The organism is Paenibacillus sp. FSL R5-0378, from assembly GCF_038009285.1.
Lineage (GTDB): Bacteria > Bacillota > Bacilli > Paenibacillales > Paenibacillaceae > Paenibacillus_AQ > Paenibacillus_AQ favisporus.
On record NZ_JBBPAY010000001.1, the window covers coordinates 3,590,351 to 3,606,512 of the forward strand.

15 protein-coding genes and 1 riboswitch are annotated in these 16,162 nt (G+C 53.4%); of the genes, 10 read left to right on the forward strand and 5 right to left on the reverse strand.

Annotated features, from left to right (window positions below):
* Nucleotides 1-217 precede the first annotated feature (217 nt).
* Nucleotides 218-553 carry an antibiotic biosynthesis monooxygenase gene (locus tag MKY74_RS16830; protein WP_076167530.1) on the forward strand — a complete coding sequence of 112 codons (336 nt, stop codon included), beginning with the start codon at nucleotides 218-220 and terminating at the stop codon, nucleotides 551-553.
* Between the two features lie 55 nt (nucleotides 554-608).
* Here MKY74_RS16830 and MKY74_RS16835 read toward each other — a convergent pair whose 3' ends face one another.
* The gene (locus tag MKY74_RS16835) at nucleotides 609-1,793 is read right to left on the reverse strand and encodes an MFS transporter (protein ID WP_076167527.1); all 1,185 of its coding nucleotides are present in this window, start codon (nucleotides 1,791-1,793) and stop codon (nucleotides 609-611) included.
* Between the two features lie 163 nt (nucleotides 1,794-1,956).
* Between MKY74_RS16835 and MKY74_RS16840 the strand changes: the two genes are divergently transcribed.
* The 3 genes from MKY74_RS16840 (at nucleotide 1,957) to MKY74_RS16850 (ending at nucleotide 4,441) form a co-directional block, all read left to right on the forward strand.
* Nucleotides 1,957-2,721 (forward strand): exodeoxyribonuclease III, encoded by a 765-nt coding sequence (locus tag MKY74_RS16840; protein ID WP_076169474.1) that lies wholly within the window; start codon nucleotides 1,957-1,959, stop codon nucleotides 2,719-2,721.
* A 201-nt stretch (nucleotides 2,722-2,922) separates the two neighbouring features.
* Nucleotides 2,923-3,201, forward strand: coding sequence for an ArsR/SmtB family transcription factor (locus MKY74_RS16845; RefSeq protein WP_076167525.1), 279 nt, complete (start codon nucleotides 2,923-2,925; stop codon nucleotides 3,199-3,201).
* A gap of 70 nt (nucleotides 3,202-3,271) precedes the next feature.
* The gene (locus tag MKY74_RS16850; protein ID WP_076167523.1) at nucleotides 3,272-4,441 is read left to right on the forward strand and encodes an MFS transporter; all 1,170 of its coding nucleotides are present in this window, start codon (nucleotides 3,272-3,274) and stop codon (nucleotides 4,439-4,441) included.
* 98 nt (nucleotides 4,442-4,539) lie between these two features.
* Here the strand turns inward: MKY74_RS16850 and MKY74_RS16855 are convergent, their stop codons facing one another.
* Nucleotides 4,540-5,769, reverse strand: coding sequence for an aminopeptidase (locus tag MKY74_RS16855; protein ID WP_076167520.1), 1,230 nt, complete (start codon nucleotides 5,767-5,769; stop codon nucleotides 4,540-4,542).
* Between the two features lie 209 nt (nucleotides 5,770-5,978).
* Between MKY74_RS16855 and MKY74_RS16860 the strand changes: the two genes are divergently transcribed.
* The 3 genes from MKY74_RS16860 to MKY74_RS16870 are packed head-to-tail and all read left to right on the forward strand — an operon-like array spanning nucleotide 5,979 to nucleotide 9,480.
* On the forward strand, nucleotides 5,979-7,562 hold the full coding sequence (locus MKY74_RS16860; protein ID WP_167372838.1) for an efflux RND transporter periplasmic adaptor subunit: 1,584 nt from the start codon (nucleotides 5,979-5,981) through the stop codon (nucleotides 7,560-7,562).
* Nucleotides 7,559-8,251, forward strand: a complete 693-nt coding sequence (locus tag MKY74_RS16865) for an ABC transporter ATP-binding protein (RefSeq protein WP_076167516.1) — start codon at nucleotides 7,559-7,561, stop codon at nucleotides 8,249-8,251. The genes MKY74_RS16860 and MKY74_RS16865 overlap by 4 nt, the downstream gene beginning before the upstream one ends.
* Nucleotides 8,248-9,480 carry an ABC transporter permease gene (locus MKY74_RS16870; protein ID WP_076167513.1) on the forward strand — a complete coding sequence of 411 codons (1,233 nt, stop codon included), beginning with the start codon at nucleotides 8,248-8,250 and terminating at the stop codon, nucleotides 9,478-9,480. Before MKY74_RS16865 ends, MKY74_RS16870 begins: the two co-directional genes overlap by 4 nt.
* A 210-nt stretch (nucleotides 9,481-9,690) precedes the next feature.
* Here the strand turns inward: MKY74_RS16870 and MKY74_RS16875 are convergent, their stop codons facing one another.
* Complete coding sequence (locus MKY74_RS16875; RefSeq protein ID WP_076167510.1) at nucleotides 9,691-10,536, reverse strand: bifunctional 5,10-methylenetetrahydrofolate dehydrogenase/5,10-methenyltetrahydrofolate cyclohydrolase; 846 nt, start codon at nucleotides 10,534-10,536, stop codon at nucleotides 9,691-9,693.
* 67 nt (nucleotides 10,537-10,603) lie between these two features.
* Nucleotides 10,604-10,687: riboswitch (ZMP/ZTP riboswitch) on the reverse strand.
* Between the two features lie 61 nt (nucleotides 10,688-10,748).
* Nucleotides 10,749-11,357, reverse strand: coding sequence for a TetR/AcrR family transcriptional regulator (locus tag MKY74_RS16880; RefSeq protein ID WP_076167508.1), 609 nt, complete (start codon nucleotides 11,355-11,357; stop codon nucleotides 10,749-10,751).
* A 273-nt stretch (nucleotides 11,358-11,630) separates the two neighbouring features.
* Between MKY74_RS16880 and MKY74_RS16885 the strand changes: the two genes are divergently transcribed.
* Nucleotides 11,631-12,398 carry an SDR family NAD(P)-dependent oxidoreductase gene (locus MKY74_RS16885; protein WP_076167506.1) on the forward strand — a complete coding sequence of 256 codons (768 nt, stop codon included), beginning with the start codon at nucleotides 11,631-11,633 and terminating at the stop codon, nucleotides 12,396-12,398.
* A 205-nt stretch (nucleotides 12,399-12,603) separates the two neighbouring features.
* Nucleotides 12,604-13,395 carry a hypothetical protein gene (locus MKY74_RS16890; RefSeq protein WP_084203743.1) on the forward strand — a complete coding sequence of 264 codons (792 nt, stop codon included), beginning with the start codon at nucleotides 12,604-12,606 and terminating at the stop codon, nucleotides 13,393-13,395.
* A 47-nt stretch (nucleotides 13,396-13,442) separates the two neighbouring features.
* On the opposite strand, the gene MKY74_RS16895 is transcribed toward MKY74_RS16890, so the two are convergent.
* Nucleotides 13,443-14,558 (reverse strand): VanZ family protein, encoded by a 1,116-nt coding sequence (locus MKY74_RS16895; RefSeq protein ID WP_076167502.1) that lies wholly within the window; start codon nucleotides 14,556-14,558, stop codon nucleotides 13,443-13,445.
* Between the two features lie 238 nt (nucleotides 14,559-14,796).
* On the opposite strand from MKY74_RS16895, the gene MKY74_RS16900 reads away from it, so the two are divergent.
* Nucleotides 14,797-16,152, forward strand: a complete 1,356-nt coding sequence (locus MKY74_RS16900; protein WP_076167500.1) for an amino acid permease — start codon at nucleotides 14,797-14,799, stop codon at nucleotides 16,150-16,152.
* The last annotated feature ends 10 nt before the right edge of the window (nucleotides 16,153-16,162 follow it).

Here is a 16,162-nt window from a genome sequence, read left to right on the forward strand (position 1 = left end):
ATGAGGAAACTCCTTTAATGATATTATATCTAAAAACCGAAATACAAGGGTTTAAGCGGTGAATGGTAGAAGCGGAGAGATTTCGGGATGACCATCCATTTGACAATGAGAATCATTATCAAGTAAGATGGATACAGTCCGGAAATCACGGAGCCGACATGAGGCGATGATTCCGCAGGAATACAGCCATCATATCGATAGACGGGAGGAACCACCTATGTTTATTCAATTGAGAACCATGGCTGTGCAAAAAGGGTACAGCGAACAGGTTGCGGCCAGATTCACCAAGGACGGCCCGATGGACGAGATGAACGGATTGATCGACAGAACGGTCATGGTCAATACCAGAGGAAGAGAGCAGGACGAAGTCGTCGTCATGATCCGCTGGGAGTCTCAGGAAGATTGGAAAAATTGGGAGAAAAGCGACGCGCATCTTCAAGGTCATCGCGACAAGAAGGGCCAGGAGCCGCCAGCCTATATGATCAGCACAACCGTCAAAATGTATGAAGTGCAGGCTGTGAAGCCGGGCAAGGCTTCTTCCAGCACCAATTAACATCGGAAACAAGAAAAAAACGCCACTAACGGCGGTTTTTTTGTGGCCTTCACGATTATTCCGGGGCGTCTTCTCCGGCCGGCTCTGCAGATGCTGCTCGGTCTCTGCGCCCGTAAATCCGGTACAGTACAATCCCGAACACCGTTCCCGCCAGCGACATGCCGGAAATCGTCAGAAACAGCGTCCTCCCGCCGAATGCCTCATACAGCGCACCACCTGCAAAGGAAGCGATAATGCCGGAAACCCCGAAGAACAGCAGCGCCAGCACCGTCTGCCCGGTTGCCCGCCATTCGACCGGAACGATGCGGTACAGGTACTGAATGGCGGCGGAATAAAACACCGGAAAGGTGAGCAGCTGCAGTAACTGCAAATAGGCGAGGAGATGCGGGTCCTCAATCCAGGCCGATGCGAAAAAGCGTATAAAGTAAAAGAATCCTGAAAAGGCGATCAGCATCAGCTCGCTGCCTTTGCGAAGCCACCAGAAGCTCAAGGCGAACACGACGATCTCGCTTCCGGCTGCCAGAAACCAGGCTTGTCCCACCAGGCTGGCCTTCCCGCCCAGCTCCTTGATGTAAACTCCTAAATAAGTATCGTTCATCCGCGCGGGGATCGAGCTGATAAAGACCAGGATGAGAAAGAGCAAAGTTTCTCTGCTGCTGAGAAAATGCTTCAGGCTGGAAAGGGTGACCGGTTTGCCCGACACCGGAGCGTCCGGCATGAACAGCGTAATGACAAAGCTGACCAGGCCAATGGCCGCAAACAAATACGCCAGGCTGTGCGCGCCGAACGATGTCATGATATAGCCTGCGAACAATGACATCACTGCATAGCCAAGCGCCCCATAGGTGCGGAGCGAGCCGTAGCTGATCCCCGCCGATTCGGCGACGCGGAAGTTCAGGCTCTCCGTCAGCGGATCGACCGGCATTAGAAAAAAGTAGGTGAGCATGGCAAACAGGATGATCAGGCTGTACGTTCCGGTATGGTACAGGACAAAGCCGGTCATGATAGCGCAAACAAGAAGGAGCAGCAGCACTTTCCGGATCGTTTTGGTCCGGTCGCTGATCATCCCCCACAGCGGCTGGGCCACAATCGTGATAAATCCTCCTGTACCGACGATGAAGCCGATCTGGGAAGGCGATAGTCCCTGCTCATCAAAATATACGGGGAGAAACGGAATGAAAATGGCCAGCAGGGCGAAAAACAGAAAATTAAACGCTTTAACAGGAGCGGAAGTTCTCATGGGTACAATAGATCCCTCACGTCATTTTGGAAATAGGTTGAATTGCGTTAGGACATTGTATCATGAATCTATCATTTTCTAAATCACCGATTTGTCACGGAAGGGGCGGACGTAGTATGGTAGACTAGAGTTACAGACTTCAACAACAGCGGGGGAAATGATGATTAAATTGGTATCTTGGAACGTGAACGGGCTTAGGGCCTGTGTCAATAAAGGTTTTATAGAATATGTAAAGCAAGTGGACGCGGACATCTTCTGCGTGCAGGAGACGAAGCTCCAGGAAGGGCAGATCTGCCTGGACGGCATGGACGAGTATTACCAATACTGGAACTACGCCGAAAAGAAAGGCTATTCCGGTACCGCCGTCTTTACCAAGCAGAAGCCGTTGTCCGTGTACTCCGGGCTGGAAGAGGACGGGGAGCCGGAAGGGAGAATCCTTACGCTCGAGTACGAAGGATTTTACTTGGTCAACGTGTATACGCCCAACGCGCGCCGCGATCTGTCGAGACTGGATCTCCGGCTGGAATGGGAGGACCGGTTCAGAAGCTACATTCAGCAGCTGGATGCGCGAAAGCCTGTCATCATTTGCGGGGATCTAAACGTCGCCCATCAGGAAATCGACCTGAAGAATCCGAAGTCGAACCGTGAAAACTCGGGTTTTACTCCTCAGGAACGCGGCAAAATGACTGAACTGCTGAATACGGGGCTGATCGATACGTTCAGACATTTTTACCCGGAGCAGGAAGGCGCGTATACCTGGTGGTCCTACATGCCCAAAATCCGTGAGCGGAACGTGGGCTGGCGGATCGACTATTTTCTCGTATCGGAACGGCTTGCCCCGTCCCTGATTGACGCCCAGATCGATCATCTGATCCTGGGGAGCGATCATTGTCCGGTGAAGCTGCTGATGGACGAAACGAAGCTGTAAACGGTGGATCCAGTCCTTGTCATCCGTCATCCCTTGGCTCACTGCGGCAATCAACATGATCAGACATTGCAGCGGTGAGTGAGGGGCATGATCCCACTTTTTAATACCACCCACAAAGATAGGGTGTTGACAATCCGGTAAACTGTATGCTACTTTATTTCTATAAATTTAGAAATACGAAATCAGGAAGGAGGAGCAGATATGAACGAAGATGTGGAGTCCAAGCAAGCCGTAAAAATATACAAGGCACTGGGCGAACCGACTCGTTTGAAAGTGGCGATGATCCTTTCCCGGGAAGGTGAAGCCTGCTGTTCCACGCTTGGGACCAAGCTGGAAACTGTAGCGGACTCCACGCTGTCCCATCATCTGAAGCAGCTGGCAGAGAGCGGTCTGCTGGATTCGCGTAAGGAAGGCACCTTCATTTTCTACTGCCTGAACCGTGAGGTAGCGCAGAAATATGCGCCATTTCTGTTGAACTAATTTTTTTTGTCCTTTATTTCTATGATTGTAGAAATACGAAAATATTATTCAAAGGAGTTTGATTGCATTTATGACCAGCACCTGGAAGATTTACATTTTGGCCATTATCAGCTTTTTGGTAGGTACCTCGGAATACATCGTTTCCGGTATTTTGGATAAAATTGCGGATTCGATGGGCATTACAGTCGTTGCCGCGGGCCAGCTGATTACCGTGTTCTCACTGACATACGCGATCGCTACGCCTGTTCTCATGGCCCTGACGGCAAGGTGGGACCGTCGCAGGCTGATGATCACGGCCCTTGGCATTTTCGTTGTCGCCAACATCTTGTCGTTCGTGCTGCCCGGCTATGAACTGCTGCTGGCGTCACGTATACTGATGGCGCTTGGTGCGGGGATGGTCGTCGTCACGGCGCTCAGCATCGCCGCCAAAATTGCGCCTGAAGGTAAACAGGCTGGCTCTTTGGCCACCGTCATCATGGGCTTTACAGCTTCGCTCATCATCGGTGTGCCGCTCGGAAGAATGGTCGCGGCTGCTTTTGGCTGGAAAGCGGTATTTATCGGGATTGCTCTGCTCGGCATTGTCGCGATGCTCATCATTTCGGTGACCATCCCGCGGATTCAGGGAGACGCGCATGTGCCCCTTCGGCAGCAGTTTTCCCTTCTGAAAAATCCGAGAGTTGCGCTGGGCCTTTCTATCAGTTTCTTTTGGCTGGGCGGCTACTCGGTGGCTTACACGTATTTGTCCCCTTATTTGCTTCAAATATCCGGATTGCAGGAGAGCCTGCTGAGCACGGCCTTGTTAGCTTTTGGTATCGCCAGCCTGGTCGGCTCAAAAGTGGGAGGCTTCAGTGCGGATAAGAAAGGGGTGACCTTCACCCTATTGAGCGGGATGACTCTTCACGTGATCGCTCTTATTCTGCTCAGTCTGGCCGGCCACTCGGCGTTCGCCGTGTTCGCCATCCTGATCTTGTGGTCATTCGCCGCATGGTCGACAGGACCGGCACAGCAGTACAATCTGGTGACGATCAAGCCGGAATCCTCCGGTGTCATGCTGGGGCTCAACCAATCGATGATGCAGCTGTCCATGGCGGCCGGCGCCGGCATCGGCGGCGTAGTCGTCTCGGGCGTCTCGCTGTCGGCGGTTACTTGGATCGGGGCCGTGGGGGTACTGGTTGCGATGCTGGCGCTGCTCGGCTTGAATCAGCTGTCCGCACGTCGAAAGGTTGCGGCGGCGGAATAAAGGAACGGGTCTTCCACTCGCATGGAGCAGAAAAACTACGTTTATATCTAAAAAAGAAAGCGGCCAGTCCTCTTTAGGGACTGACCGCTTTTGTTATTTTAAACCCACTTGCCTGCGCGGAACACCGGCTCGACGGTGCCGTCCGGCAGTTCACCGTCAATGTCCAATTGGTCCGAACCGATCATGAAATCGACATGCGTCAGGCTGACGTTGCCGCCTTTGGCGAGCAGCTCCTCTTTGCTCAGCTTGGTTCCGCCCTCGATATTGACCGGATAGCAGCTTCCAAGCGCGAAATGGCAGGAAGCATTTTCGTCCACGCCTGTATTGTAGAAGACACGGTTCATGAGCGAAATCGGGGAGTCATGAGGCACCAGCGCCATCTCGCCGAGGTAGGACGCGCCTTCATCCGTTTCCAGCAGCGATGTCAGGTGCTCGCGGCCCGATACGGCATCGTACTCCGTCACTTTTCCGTCTTTGAAGGTTAGCTTGATGCCTTCCACCAGCCGGCCGTTCAGGTTGAGCGGAAGCGTGCTGGATACCGTTCCGTTGACCCCGGTCCGCAGCGGCATCGTGTAGATTTCCTCCGTCGGCATGTTCGCCACAAAATACACGCCGTCCTCCTTCAAATCCCCGCCGCCGAGCCACAAATGCCCTTCCGGCATCTCGACCCGCAGGTCGGTTCCTGGAGCACGGTAGTGCAGGCTCTTGTACCGCTTGTCGTTCATGTACTGCTGCCGTTTTTTCAGCTCGGCGATATGATCCCGCCAAGCCGCGACGGGATCCCCGCTGTCGACGCGGTTCATGAGGAATACGGCTTCCCACATAGCCGGGACGCGTTCTTCCTCCGGCAAATCGGCGTAAACCTTGTTCGCCCAGGCGCGGGTCGGCGCCTTGATCAGCGACCAGCTGACCTTGTTGCTGCGTACGTAGGCCTGATACTTCTCGCGGGCCACCGCCGCCGCTTTCACGGCCGTCGATACTTTGGCGGAATCGATGCCGCGGAACAGCTCAGGGTCGGGCACCTTGATGTGCAGGACCGCGCCGCCGCCTTCGGCGAGCTGCTCCATCATGTCGGCCTGCCACTTCGGATAATAAGCGAACGAATCGTCAGGCGCTTGTTCATACCGGATGCGGGTCACCTTCTCGTCGTCCCAATCGACCTGAACATATTTGGCGCCAGCCTCATAGGCTTTGGACACGATCTGCCGTGTGAAATCTACGGTTTCCAGCGGGGATTGCACAAGCAGCACCTGGCCGGGCTGGATGTTCACCCCGACATTGATGACCAGTTCGGCGTATTTCTCCAGCATTTGTTCAAAATGATCCATGATTCAAGTTCCTCCATCGTATGTGAAATGGCATTCCTGCCGAGAAAAGAATGTCTGTCTACCAGTGTATCTCTATCCATTTCCATGATGCAAGCTTATTGGGGCTTCCCGTCTTTTTCGAAAAACTTTTTTGCATGCCTGCCGGAGTTTAGGTTTTTTTAAGTTTCGGCTGATATCGTGTTTGTCATATGAAGGAAGGGAGAATGGACATGAACAAAGCGGTAAAAAACGTGCTGATCATTTGCGGATGCGTCATTGTGATCGGCGCGGGGGGGACCTATTTTTATCAAAAAAACGCCAGCGCGACGAAAACGGAAACGGCGACCATTACATATGCCGTCGAGAGGGGCGACTTGTCCAAAACGGTAACGTCCTCCGGCAATGTGGAAGCACCCGAATCGGTGAACCTGAGCTTCAGCGGAAACTCCAAAGTGACCAAGGTCAACGTAAGCGTCGGGGAAGCGGTGAAAAAGGGGCAGCTGCTTGCAGCGATGGATGCAACGGTGCTGCAAAACGAGCTGCTGTCAGCCCAGGCGAAGTATGACAGTGCCGTGGCGAAGCTGGACAGCATCCAGGCTGGAACGGACTCGGCTACCTTAAGCGAACAAAAAGCCCAGGTGTCCAAGGCGCAGTCCGACCTGGAGAATGCCAAGACGGCGCTTACGAACGCAAAAAAGGCGGCCAATGCATCGTACCTGCAGGCACAGGTGGACAAGGCCAAGGCTGCCGTCATCAGCACGCAGGCCAAGCTGGACGAAGCGAAGAAGGGGACGGACCCGTCCCAGATTTTATTCGCTCAAGTCGCGGCGGATAATGCCCAGAATGCTTATAAACAAGCGGTATCGCAGCAAAGCAATCTGGATCAGCTGAAAGAAGCGGTTACCAATGCCCAATCACAGGTGGATAGCGCGTCCCGCGCCTATGATCAGGCGGTTTCGCAGCTGGCCAAGCTGCAGGAAGGGCCGGCTGAAAGCGACGTGGCCAGTGCCAAAGCCGACGTGGCCATGGCACTCGCTGCCTTGAACGACGCCAAGGCCAACGCAGCCGGGGCAAAAATTTATGCGCCGTATGACGGCATCATTTCCGCCGTGAACGCCAAGGTTGGGGAGACGGTTGCCGGCGACGCTGCTTCGGCCATCTCCATGTACTCAACCGGCGGAAGCTTCCGGATTTCGGCCTCCATCGACGATACCGATATCACCGATGTGAAGGTCGGCCAGGACGTAAATATAACATTTGACGCGCTCACGGGCGTAACGCTGAAAGGCAAAGTCGTGTCCAAGGCGGTGCTCGGGGAAGCGCAGACCAGCGGCGTCGTAACGTTCCCGGTCGGCATTGAAATCACAGCGGGTCAAGATAACGCAGACAAGCTGATTCCGGGTATCAGCGCGACGATTGCCATTATTACCGACGGTAAGAAGGATGTATTGAAAGTTCCTGATGCGGCGATCAAGTCGTTTGGCGGACGGAAAATCGTCATGGTCGACAAAGGCGGCAAAGAGGAGCAGGTGGAAATTACGACCGGCCTTGATGACGGGGCTAATTCCGAAGTGCTGACCGGATTGTCCGAGGGCGACAAAGTAACCATTACGATGACGACGACAAAGACAAGCACCGGAACGAGCCAGGGAACTATGGGCGGCTTTGGCGGCATGGGCGGTATGGGCGGCTTCGGAGGCATGAACGGAGGCGGCGAGATGCGGCAGTTCAACCGCGGCGGCGGTACGGGTGGAACCGGAGGAACTGGCGGAGGCGGAGCACGCAGCGGCGGCATGGGAGGTGGCGGACAGTGATCACCTTTGATCAAGTGAAGAAAATTTATGCATCGGGCGAGAACGAGGTCCAGGCGCTGAAGGGCGTTACCCTTCAAATCGATGAGCGCGAGTTTGTCTCCATTATGGGACCGTCTGGTTCAGGAAAATCGACCATGATGAACGTGATCGGCTGTTTGGATAAACCGACTTCCGGCAAGTACATGCTGGACGGCATCGACATCGGCTCGGCATCGGCCAAGCAGCTGTCGGAGGTGCGCAACCGCAAGATCGGTTTTGTCTTTCAAAACTTTAACCTGCTCAAGCGAACCTCCGCCATTGAAAACGTCGAGCTTCCGATGCTGTATGCGGGCAAAAACAAAAAGGAGCGGCGGGAGAAGGCCGAGTACTGCCTTGAGCTGGTCGGCCTGAAAACCCGGATGCATCACAAGCCGAATGAGCTCTCCGGGGGACAGCAGCAGCGGGTGGCTATTGCCCGCGCCTTGAGCAACGACCCCGCCATTATTTTGGCGGACGAGCCGACGGGCAACCTGGATACGGCATCATCCGAGGAAATCATGGGCATATTCCGGAGACTGAACGAAAAGGGGCATACGATCGTCATCGTCACCCACGAACCGGACATCGCCGCCCATACGAAACGGGTCATTTGGTTTCGCGATGGCCTGATCGAGACGGACCGGCTGAATACGGAGCGTGAGCGGGTATGAATGTGGGGGAACTGCTGCGCATTTCAATCCGAAGCTTACGGTCCAACATGCTGCGCTCCTTCCTGACGATGCTTGGAATCATCATCGGCGTGGCGACCGTCATTGCCATGATTTCCATCGGTCAGGGAACGAGCAAGCAGGTGACGAGCCAAATCCAAAGCCTGGGTTCCAATCTGATCACGGTTACCGCAGGCTCGGGGTCGTCAACAGGCACAGCGGCAGGAGGCAGCCAAGGCGGAAGCACGGGCACGCTGAACATTTCGGACGCTGACCCGATCTCCAAAATCGATACCGTGAAGTACGTCGCGCCGGTCTCGCAGGTGAGCGCGCAGCTGCTGAACGGATCGAACACGGCCTCCGCCACGATCATCGGCTCGACGCCGGGCTATGCCGACATCAAATCGTGGGAGACGGACATCGGACGTTTCTTTACCGAGGATGAAGTCAATGACCGGGCAAAGGTCGTGGTCCTTGGCGCAACGACGGCGGAAACGCTGTTTGGTGAAGCGGGTTTCGATGCGGTCGGCAGCATGATCAAAATCAACAACATCCCGTTTCGGGTCATCGGTGTGCTCAAAGCTAAGGGTTCTTCGGGTACGGTTGACCAGGACGACACCGTCATCGCGCCGATCACGACGATTCAGTCCCGGTTTCAGACCGGGAGCTCCCGGAGCAGTGTCCGGCAAATTTTAGTCGAAGCCAAATCTACCGACGTGATCAACAGCACCATGGCGCTGATCCAGTATACGATGCGCCAAAGCCATAAACTTGGCGGGGCCGACGATGATTTCAGGGTTCAAAGCCAGGAGGATGTCATGTCCTCCGCCGAAAGTGTCACCAAAACGCTGACCCTCTTTCTAGGCGGCGTGGCGGCGATATCCCTGCTCGTCGGCGGAATCGGCATCATGAACATCATGCTGGTGTCCGTTACCGAACGGACGCGGGAGATCGGTATCCGGAAGGCGATCGGGGCCAAGGAAGGGACGATTCTATCGCAGTTTCTGTTTGAATCGGTCACCTTGGCTATCCTGGGCGGTGTGATCGGCGTCATCCTTGGCTTCGGCGGCTCCAAGTTCGTCGGCAAGCTGATGGACGTGACCACCGCGGTGTCCATGAACTCCGTGCTGCTTGCCGTCGGGTTCTCAGCCTGCATCGGCATCGTGTTCGGCGTATTCCCGGCCAGACAGGCCGCGAAGCTGGATCCGATCGAGGCGCTGCGGTACGAATAGGCCGCTATTTGTGACCGACGGATTTATTTGAACCGGATATCAACCGACTCAAGAACATTACATCTTGGGTAGAAAAAAGGGCATTTCACCGAATGATGTTCGGCGGAATGCCCTCTTGCCATTTTTTGAAGCCGTTACCGGCGTATTTGTGCTGCCGAAACACGGCTCTTTAAGTGTCCCTTGGAAAACCGGGCCATACCGATGGCTGGTTTATCCCAGCTGTTTTTCCGCCGCATCCACCGTGTGCTTCAGCAGCATGGCGATGGTTACTGGTCCGACGCCCGCAGGGACGGGTGTAATGGCGCTCGCTTTTTCAAGACATGCCTCATAATCAACGTCCCCGACATTGCCTTCATTGTAGCCTGCGTCCAGAATGACGGCGCCGTCCTGAATCCAGTCTCCCTGAATGAATTTCGGTTTGCCTACTGCGGCAACAACGATCTCTGCCTGGGACACGATATCACCAAGGCCTTTCGTTCTCGAATGGCAGATCGTGACCGTGGCATTGCGGTTCAGCAGCATCAGCGAGACGGGCTTGCCGAGAATCGGGCTGCGGCCGACAACAACAGCGTGCTTGCCTTCTACAGGAATCCGGTAGTAATCCAGGATGGTGATGATGGCCGCCGGGGTACAGGAAGGATAGGCGGCAAAGCCGAAAGCATTCTGCGCAAATCCCAGCGTGGTGACACCGTCGACGTCTTTTTCAATGGCGATCGCGTCGAATGCGGCTCTTTCATCAATTTGATGGGGGACCGGATGCTGCAGCAGAATTCCGTGAACGTTCGGGTCGGTGTTAAGCTTCTGAATTTCCCGGATAAGCTCCTCGGTCGTCGTCCCCGCATCCAGTGTGATTTTTAACGATTCCATCCCGAGCCGTCTGCAGGCATTGCCTTTCATGCGCACGTATGTGGCCGATGCCGGGTCGTCGCCTACCAAAATGGTCGCCAGGCAGGGGGTAATCCCTTGCTCGGACAGCCGTTTCACCCTGCTAACCAAGCCGTCCTTAATGTCCTGCGCCACGCGCGCTCCGTCCAAAATCAGCGTTTGTTCTGTCATTGTCTGCATCTCCTTTAAATCATGGTAAGGTCCAGAAAAACATAAAGAGGCAAGGGGAAATTCCCCTTACCTCTGCCCAGGCGTACGGCTGTTTATATCCATGTGCTCCCTCATGGTTCATCCCATGTTTCCGCCAGTCGCACACAGTCCATCTATGTAGAATGATACCTTATTGTGCTTATGGGCACAATGGGGAGTTTTGAGAATGATGCTTATGTGCCGCCGTTTCTTTTAAACACGATGTAATCCATTTTTGTCTCAACCAGCACCATCAGCTGCTGCGCCATATAAGACGCCGTGTATTTAAAATCAACCTCTGCCCAGTGCATAATGACCCCCACCGTGGCCGACATCCGGTAGCTCAGCATGATTTCGTAGTCGATCGGCGGCTCGGTCGGTTCCATTTCGATATGCATGTCCTTCCGCATCGACTCCCTGAGCCTATCGTACATGTCCATCGCCAGCTTTCCGCGTTCGACTCGCGATAAGGCCAGGAACACATCTTTATGCTGTTCGATATGTTCAAACAAGCGCAGCCCTGAGGGGTAGGTCATCGAGGCTTCAATTCGCTCAAGGCCCTCATACGGCTTGACGAGCAGTTCGGCGATGCCCTGCAGAAACTCGTCGTGGATTTCCTTGAGCAGGTCTTCCTTGCTGACGAAATGCTTGTAAAAGGTACCCCGGTTATAGTCTGCACGGGCCGCGATGTCCATAATAGTCACCGAATCGAAGCCTTTATCGAGAATTAAGGAAACGAGAGCGGATTTGAGCGCCTGCCGGGTTCTTCTGGCTCTGCGGTCAAGAACGTGTTCATCTGTCAAATGCATCTGCCTCCAGCTTGTCGTTTCTCCTATTATAACGTAAGTTGGGATGCCGCCAAAACGCAGAAAATCATCAACAAAGAGAAGGTAAATGTTCAAGATTGTCATGGTTCGGTGACATACGGCGGCAATCTGTTGGATAGATGACATTATTTCGAAATATGATTATTGTGTAAACAATTAATAAAGGTGTAACCTATACATGTAGCAGACATGAGCTATAAAGCCTATAAATCATTTTATAAACTTTGTTGAAAAGGAAGCGATTCAGTCATGAGTCAAACACAAACGAAAACTGCAGTCATTACCGGCGCCGCCGGCGGAATCGGGAAAGAGCTGGCACGGCGTTTGGCCGAGCGCAAGCTGAACCTCGTCCTGGTCGATTTGAAGGAAGATGCGGTCAAGAGCGTCGTCGAGGAGCTTGGCCTGAACGATACCAATTCACTGGCGATCGCTGCCGACGTATCCAAAGAGCAGGATGTGCAGAACTATGTGAACCGTGCGGTTGAAAAATTCGGCACCATCGATTACTTTGCGAACAATGCAGGGATTGAGGGCCCTACCGGGCTGATCGAAGAGCAATCCGTGGAAGCGCTTGATCTGGTATATAACGTCAACGTCCGTGGGGTGTTCCTGGGGCTGCATTACGTTATTCCAGTTATGAAAAAGCAGAATTCCGGCGCAATATTGAATACGTCTTCGCTTGCAGGCCTGATGGGCGCGCCAGGAGTGGCCCCATACATTATGTCCAAGCATGCCGTGATCGGCTTGACGCGCGTTGCTGCCAACGAGCTGGCTTCGCTGGGCATCCGGGTTAATGCGGTTCTGCCGGGAACGATCAACACCCGGATGATGCGGCAGATTGAGGCGAACTCCGGCAATGCGGAAGCGTACAAAGCCGCCAATGAAGCGGCCACACCGATGGGCCGTTACGGCGAGCCGCAGGAAGTAGCGGCGGTAATGAACTTCCTCCTCTCCGATGAAGCTTCATTCGTTACAGGTTCCCTGTACACGGTAGACGGCGGAATGGTCGGTCAGTAATCACGACAACCGGATTCGGCCAAGAAAAAGAGGAACAAATGTTCCAGGAATTTATTGACAACTGTGAGAAATAGCGATATAGTGGGTTCAACATAGTTAATGGAAGCGGGAGAAGCACCCTGCAGGAAAGGCGTCATGCCTTACTTGCGGGGTGCTTTTTTTGTCCATTTATGATGAATTTTGATGATTTGGGGGAGAGATGAAGATGTCGTATGTAAAAGTTTTATGGAAAAACAGCTTGTTGACGGTTTTATGCTGTTCGGTCGCGTTGTTCTTGCTGGGTCCGGCCAAGGCGGACGCCGCATCGGACAGTGCCTGGGACGCCGCTTTGCAGAGTATAGGCGTGCTTCATGACAGCTATAAGGCTCTGGATGAGGCCAACAAGCTGAAGAAGCAACAGATTCAAGTGCTCCGGAAACAGAATGATGACCGGTTAAAGTCTGTCAATGCGAAGGTGCAGGGGATCGACAAGGCCAAGATCGATAAGCTGAAATCCGAAGCCGATCAGGCTCAGAAGAAATATCAGCCGCTGCTCAATGAATATACAGACCTTGGGAAGAAGGCGGCGGATGCGAGAAAACGCAAGGACCAGAAGGCCGCGCTTCAGTACGATCTGAAGCGCAACCAGATCAAGGCCTCGGCCAGTGCGGCTCGTGCGGAAATCAAGAGCCGTAAGGATGCGCTCGCTGCCGCCAAGAAGGAAGCCTCGGCCAAAGCCAAGGCGGTGAAGGATACGTTGGCCCAAGTCCAAACATTAAAGAAGCAGGTGACTGCCGAGAATAAGAAGATTACGGCAGCGAACAGCACCCGGAGCGCGTCGGACAAACGGTATAAAGCGGCAGTCAAGCTCGGGAACGCGATCACAGCCACGGCTGAGCTGACCGTGATGTATAAGGAGCTTGGTAAAATCAGCGCTTCCCTCAATCAAATTTACCAATGGGAGAAGCAGATCGATTCCGTCATCCGGACAGCGGAAACCAAGCTCCCCAAGTCTTGAAGGACAAGCGTGATATGTCCTAGTGAAGTATGTTTTGCCAAGGGGAACTACTCCTTTTTCTCCGGTTCGGTTGCTGCGGCCGGCTGCCAAAGGATAACATGCCGGGTTTTGCTCCATTTTTCATAGAACAGCTGCGGCTCCTTCTTGAATACGCAGATGACGACATGGATAAAGAAGACGGTATTCAAGGCAAACACGATGAGTCCCAGGATCATGCGAAGGATCGGCGGAACGGTGTCAAGGGAGCCGGCCAGAACCCGGTTGACTCCAAAAAACAGCCAGTAGAGGATTCCATATCGAACCACAAGCGATTTAAGGGAGATTCGCTCCCCTCCATCGGCCAGACGGATGCGGACAAGCCATTTGCCGGGAGTCAGTCCGCCCGTCAGCCAAGGTACCAGCATGAAATACAGTCCTGTCGCAACCCAGAAGGAAGCCGATATATGCAGAATATGCAGAATGCCAAGCAGCATCGCCCAGACGATCCCATCCGCCATAAAGGCGATTCCCCGCCGCGTATAGGTCACCCTTTTGGCGGCCCGGTCGATGTTGGCATCCAAATGCTCAATGCGGGGAAGAAGGCCGGATAACCATTCGGCTGCCAAGAATCCAAGCAAACCGCCGAGCGTGTTAGTGATCAGGTCATCGACGTCGAATACCCGGTACGGGTGATCGTAGATCCCGAATATTCCGGTGAGCTGGGTCGTCTCAAACAGCAGCGACAGCAAAAACGACAGCAGAATGGAAAGTTTCCATCCCGTCCGGAAATAATAACGGAGGATCATACCGAACGGAACGGTAAGAAACACGTTGAACACCACTTGAAGGAAGGCGCGTTCCGTAAGCAGCCGAAGGTACGTCGAGGGCTGTGAAGACACGACGGACGTTTCTTTCAGGATGTCGTGAATGAAATTCAGCGGCACCAGCTGAAGCGCCCCTCCGGCCATGGCGGGATTGTGCCGTGAAGATGGCAGCGGAAGGATGACCAGAAACAGTGCGTTGAGCAGGTACAACAGGAACAGGTACAGCACAAACGCCCTGATTTTATGGATATAACCGTGTCTGCGGTACTGGACGACCATGAAGGGAATGGTAAAAAATAGTGCCGCAAAGGGAAAAGACAGAAATGCATAAGAGATTGGAAATACATACGAATGAAACACGACTAAACTGCACCGCCTTAATTTCTTTATGTTTTCTTTCGGCCTTGCCATCGGCTGAATGTACATCATAGCATAAGTATGATCGGTTTCTGGTTAAATTTTGTTTAAAAATCATAAAGAATCGTGAAGCAAATACAGAAAATTCGGCTAAATTTCTATCAGGATGCTTAAGCAAAATGTTATACTTGAACTTATGGTTTTTGTTCTAATACAACAAGATTTAGCAGGAGGATATTTGATGTCACAACCAGATGGGGTTTCATTGCAGAAAAAATTAAAACCAAGGCATATCAGCTTGATGGCCATGGGTGGAGTCATCGGCACCGGCATCTTCAAAGGCAGTGCCGAAACGATCGGTCTCGCCGGACCGGGCGTCATTATCTCTTACGTCTTCGCCGGGCTGCTGCTGCTCGTCGTCATGGGAGCCATGGCAGAAATGGCTACGGTTTACCCGGGTAAAAACATGAAGGACTTCGTTCGTGAGGCCTTTGGCGAGAGAGTGTCCTTTATTATGGGGTGGATGTACTGCTTCCTGTGGCTTTCCGTGTGCGTCATTGAGATTATAGCGGCCGGCAGCTTTTTGCAGTATTGGTTTCCCGGGGTACCGTTATGGTTGCTTAGTCTAGCCAGCGCGGCCTTCATTATTCTGATTAATCTGATGAGCGTGGGAAGCTTCGGCGAGTTCGAATTTTGGCTGGCGGGGATCAAAATCGCCATGATTATCGTTTTTATCGTTTTAGGGACATGCTTGATCTTCGGGATCATTCCAAGCAGCAACACGCCGTATCTGCATAACTACTCGGCGGCCGGAGGATTTCTGCCCAACGGATGGACGTCCATCTTTTCCGCTTTGCTTGTGGTCATGTTTTCCTACGGGGGCTCGGAACTGATCGGTTTGACATTGACGGAAACGGAAAACAGTGAAAAGGTGCTGCCCAAAGTGGTACGCAATTTTATTTTGCGGATCATATTATTTTTCACGCTGCCGATCCTCGTGATATGCGGGCTGATTCCCTGGAACCAGCTCGGCCCCGAGTCGAGTCCGTTTGTCCAGGTACTGACCGCGACCGGCTTGTCCGGGGCGGCGGATCTCATGAATTTTATTCTGGTTACGGCAGTGCTGTCCGCAGCCAACTCGGGAATTTACGGAGCTTCACGCATGCTCCACTCCATGGCCGCAGCCGGCGAAGCATCGCCGGCTCTTGCCCGCACGAACCGGAGGGGTATCCCGGTAAATACGCTGTTATTGTGTGCCGTGATCTTGATATTGGGATCCATGCTGGGCATGTTTGCGCAGGATCAGTTGTTCCGCGTGTTAATGGCCGTTCCGGGATTTTGCGTCCTGCTGGTCTGGATCTGCATCTCCCTGGCACAAATCAAGCTGCGGAAGTCGTATCCGGTGGAGCCATCCTTTAAGGTTTGGGGGTACCCGTATGTTACTTCTGCCGTCGTGGCCTGCTTGGCGGTAATCGCGGCCATGTTTTTATTCGATGCGCAGAACCGGCTTAGTATCGGCGTATGCATTGCCGTACTTATCGTGCTGATTATCTGGTCCATGATCCGGTTTTCCAGGACTGGAGGAAGAAGTAAGTAAACGAAAGAAA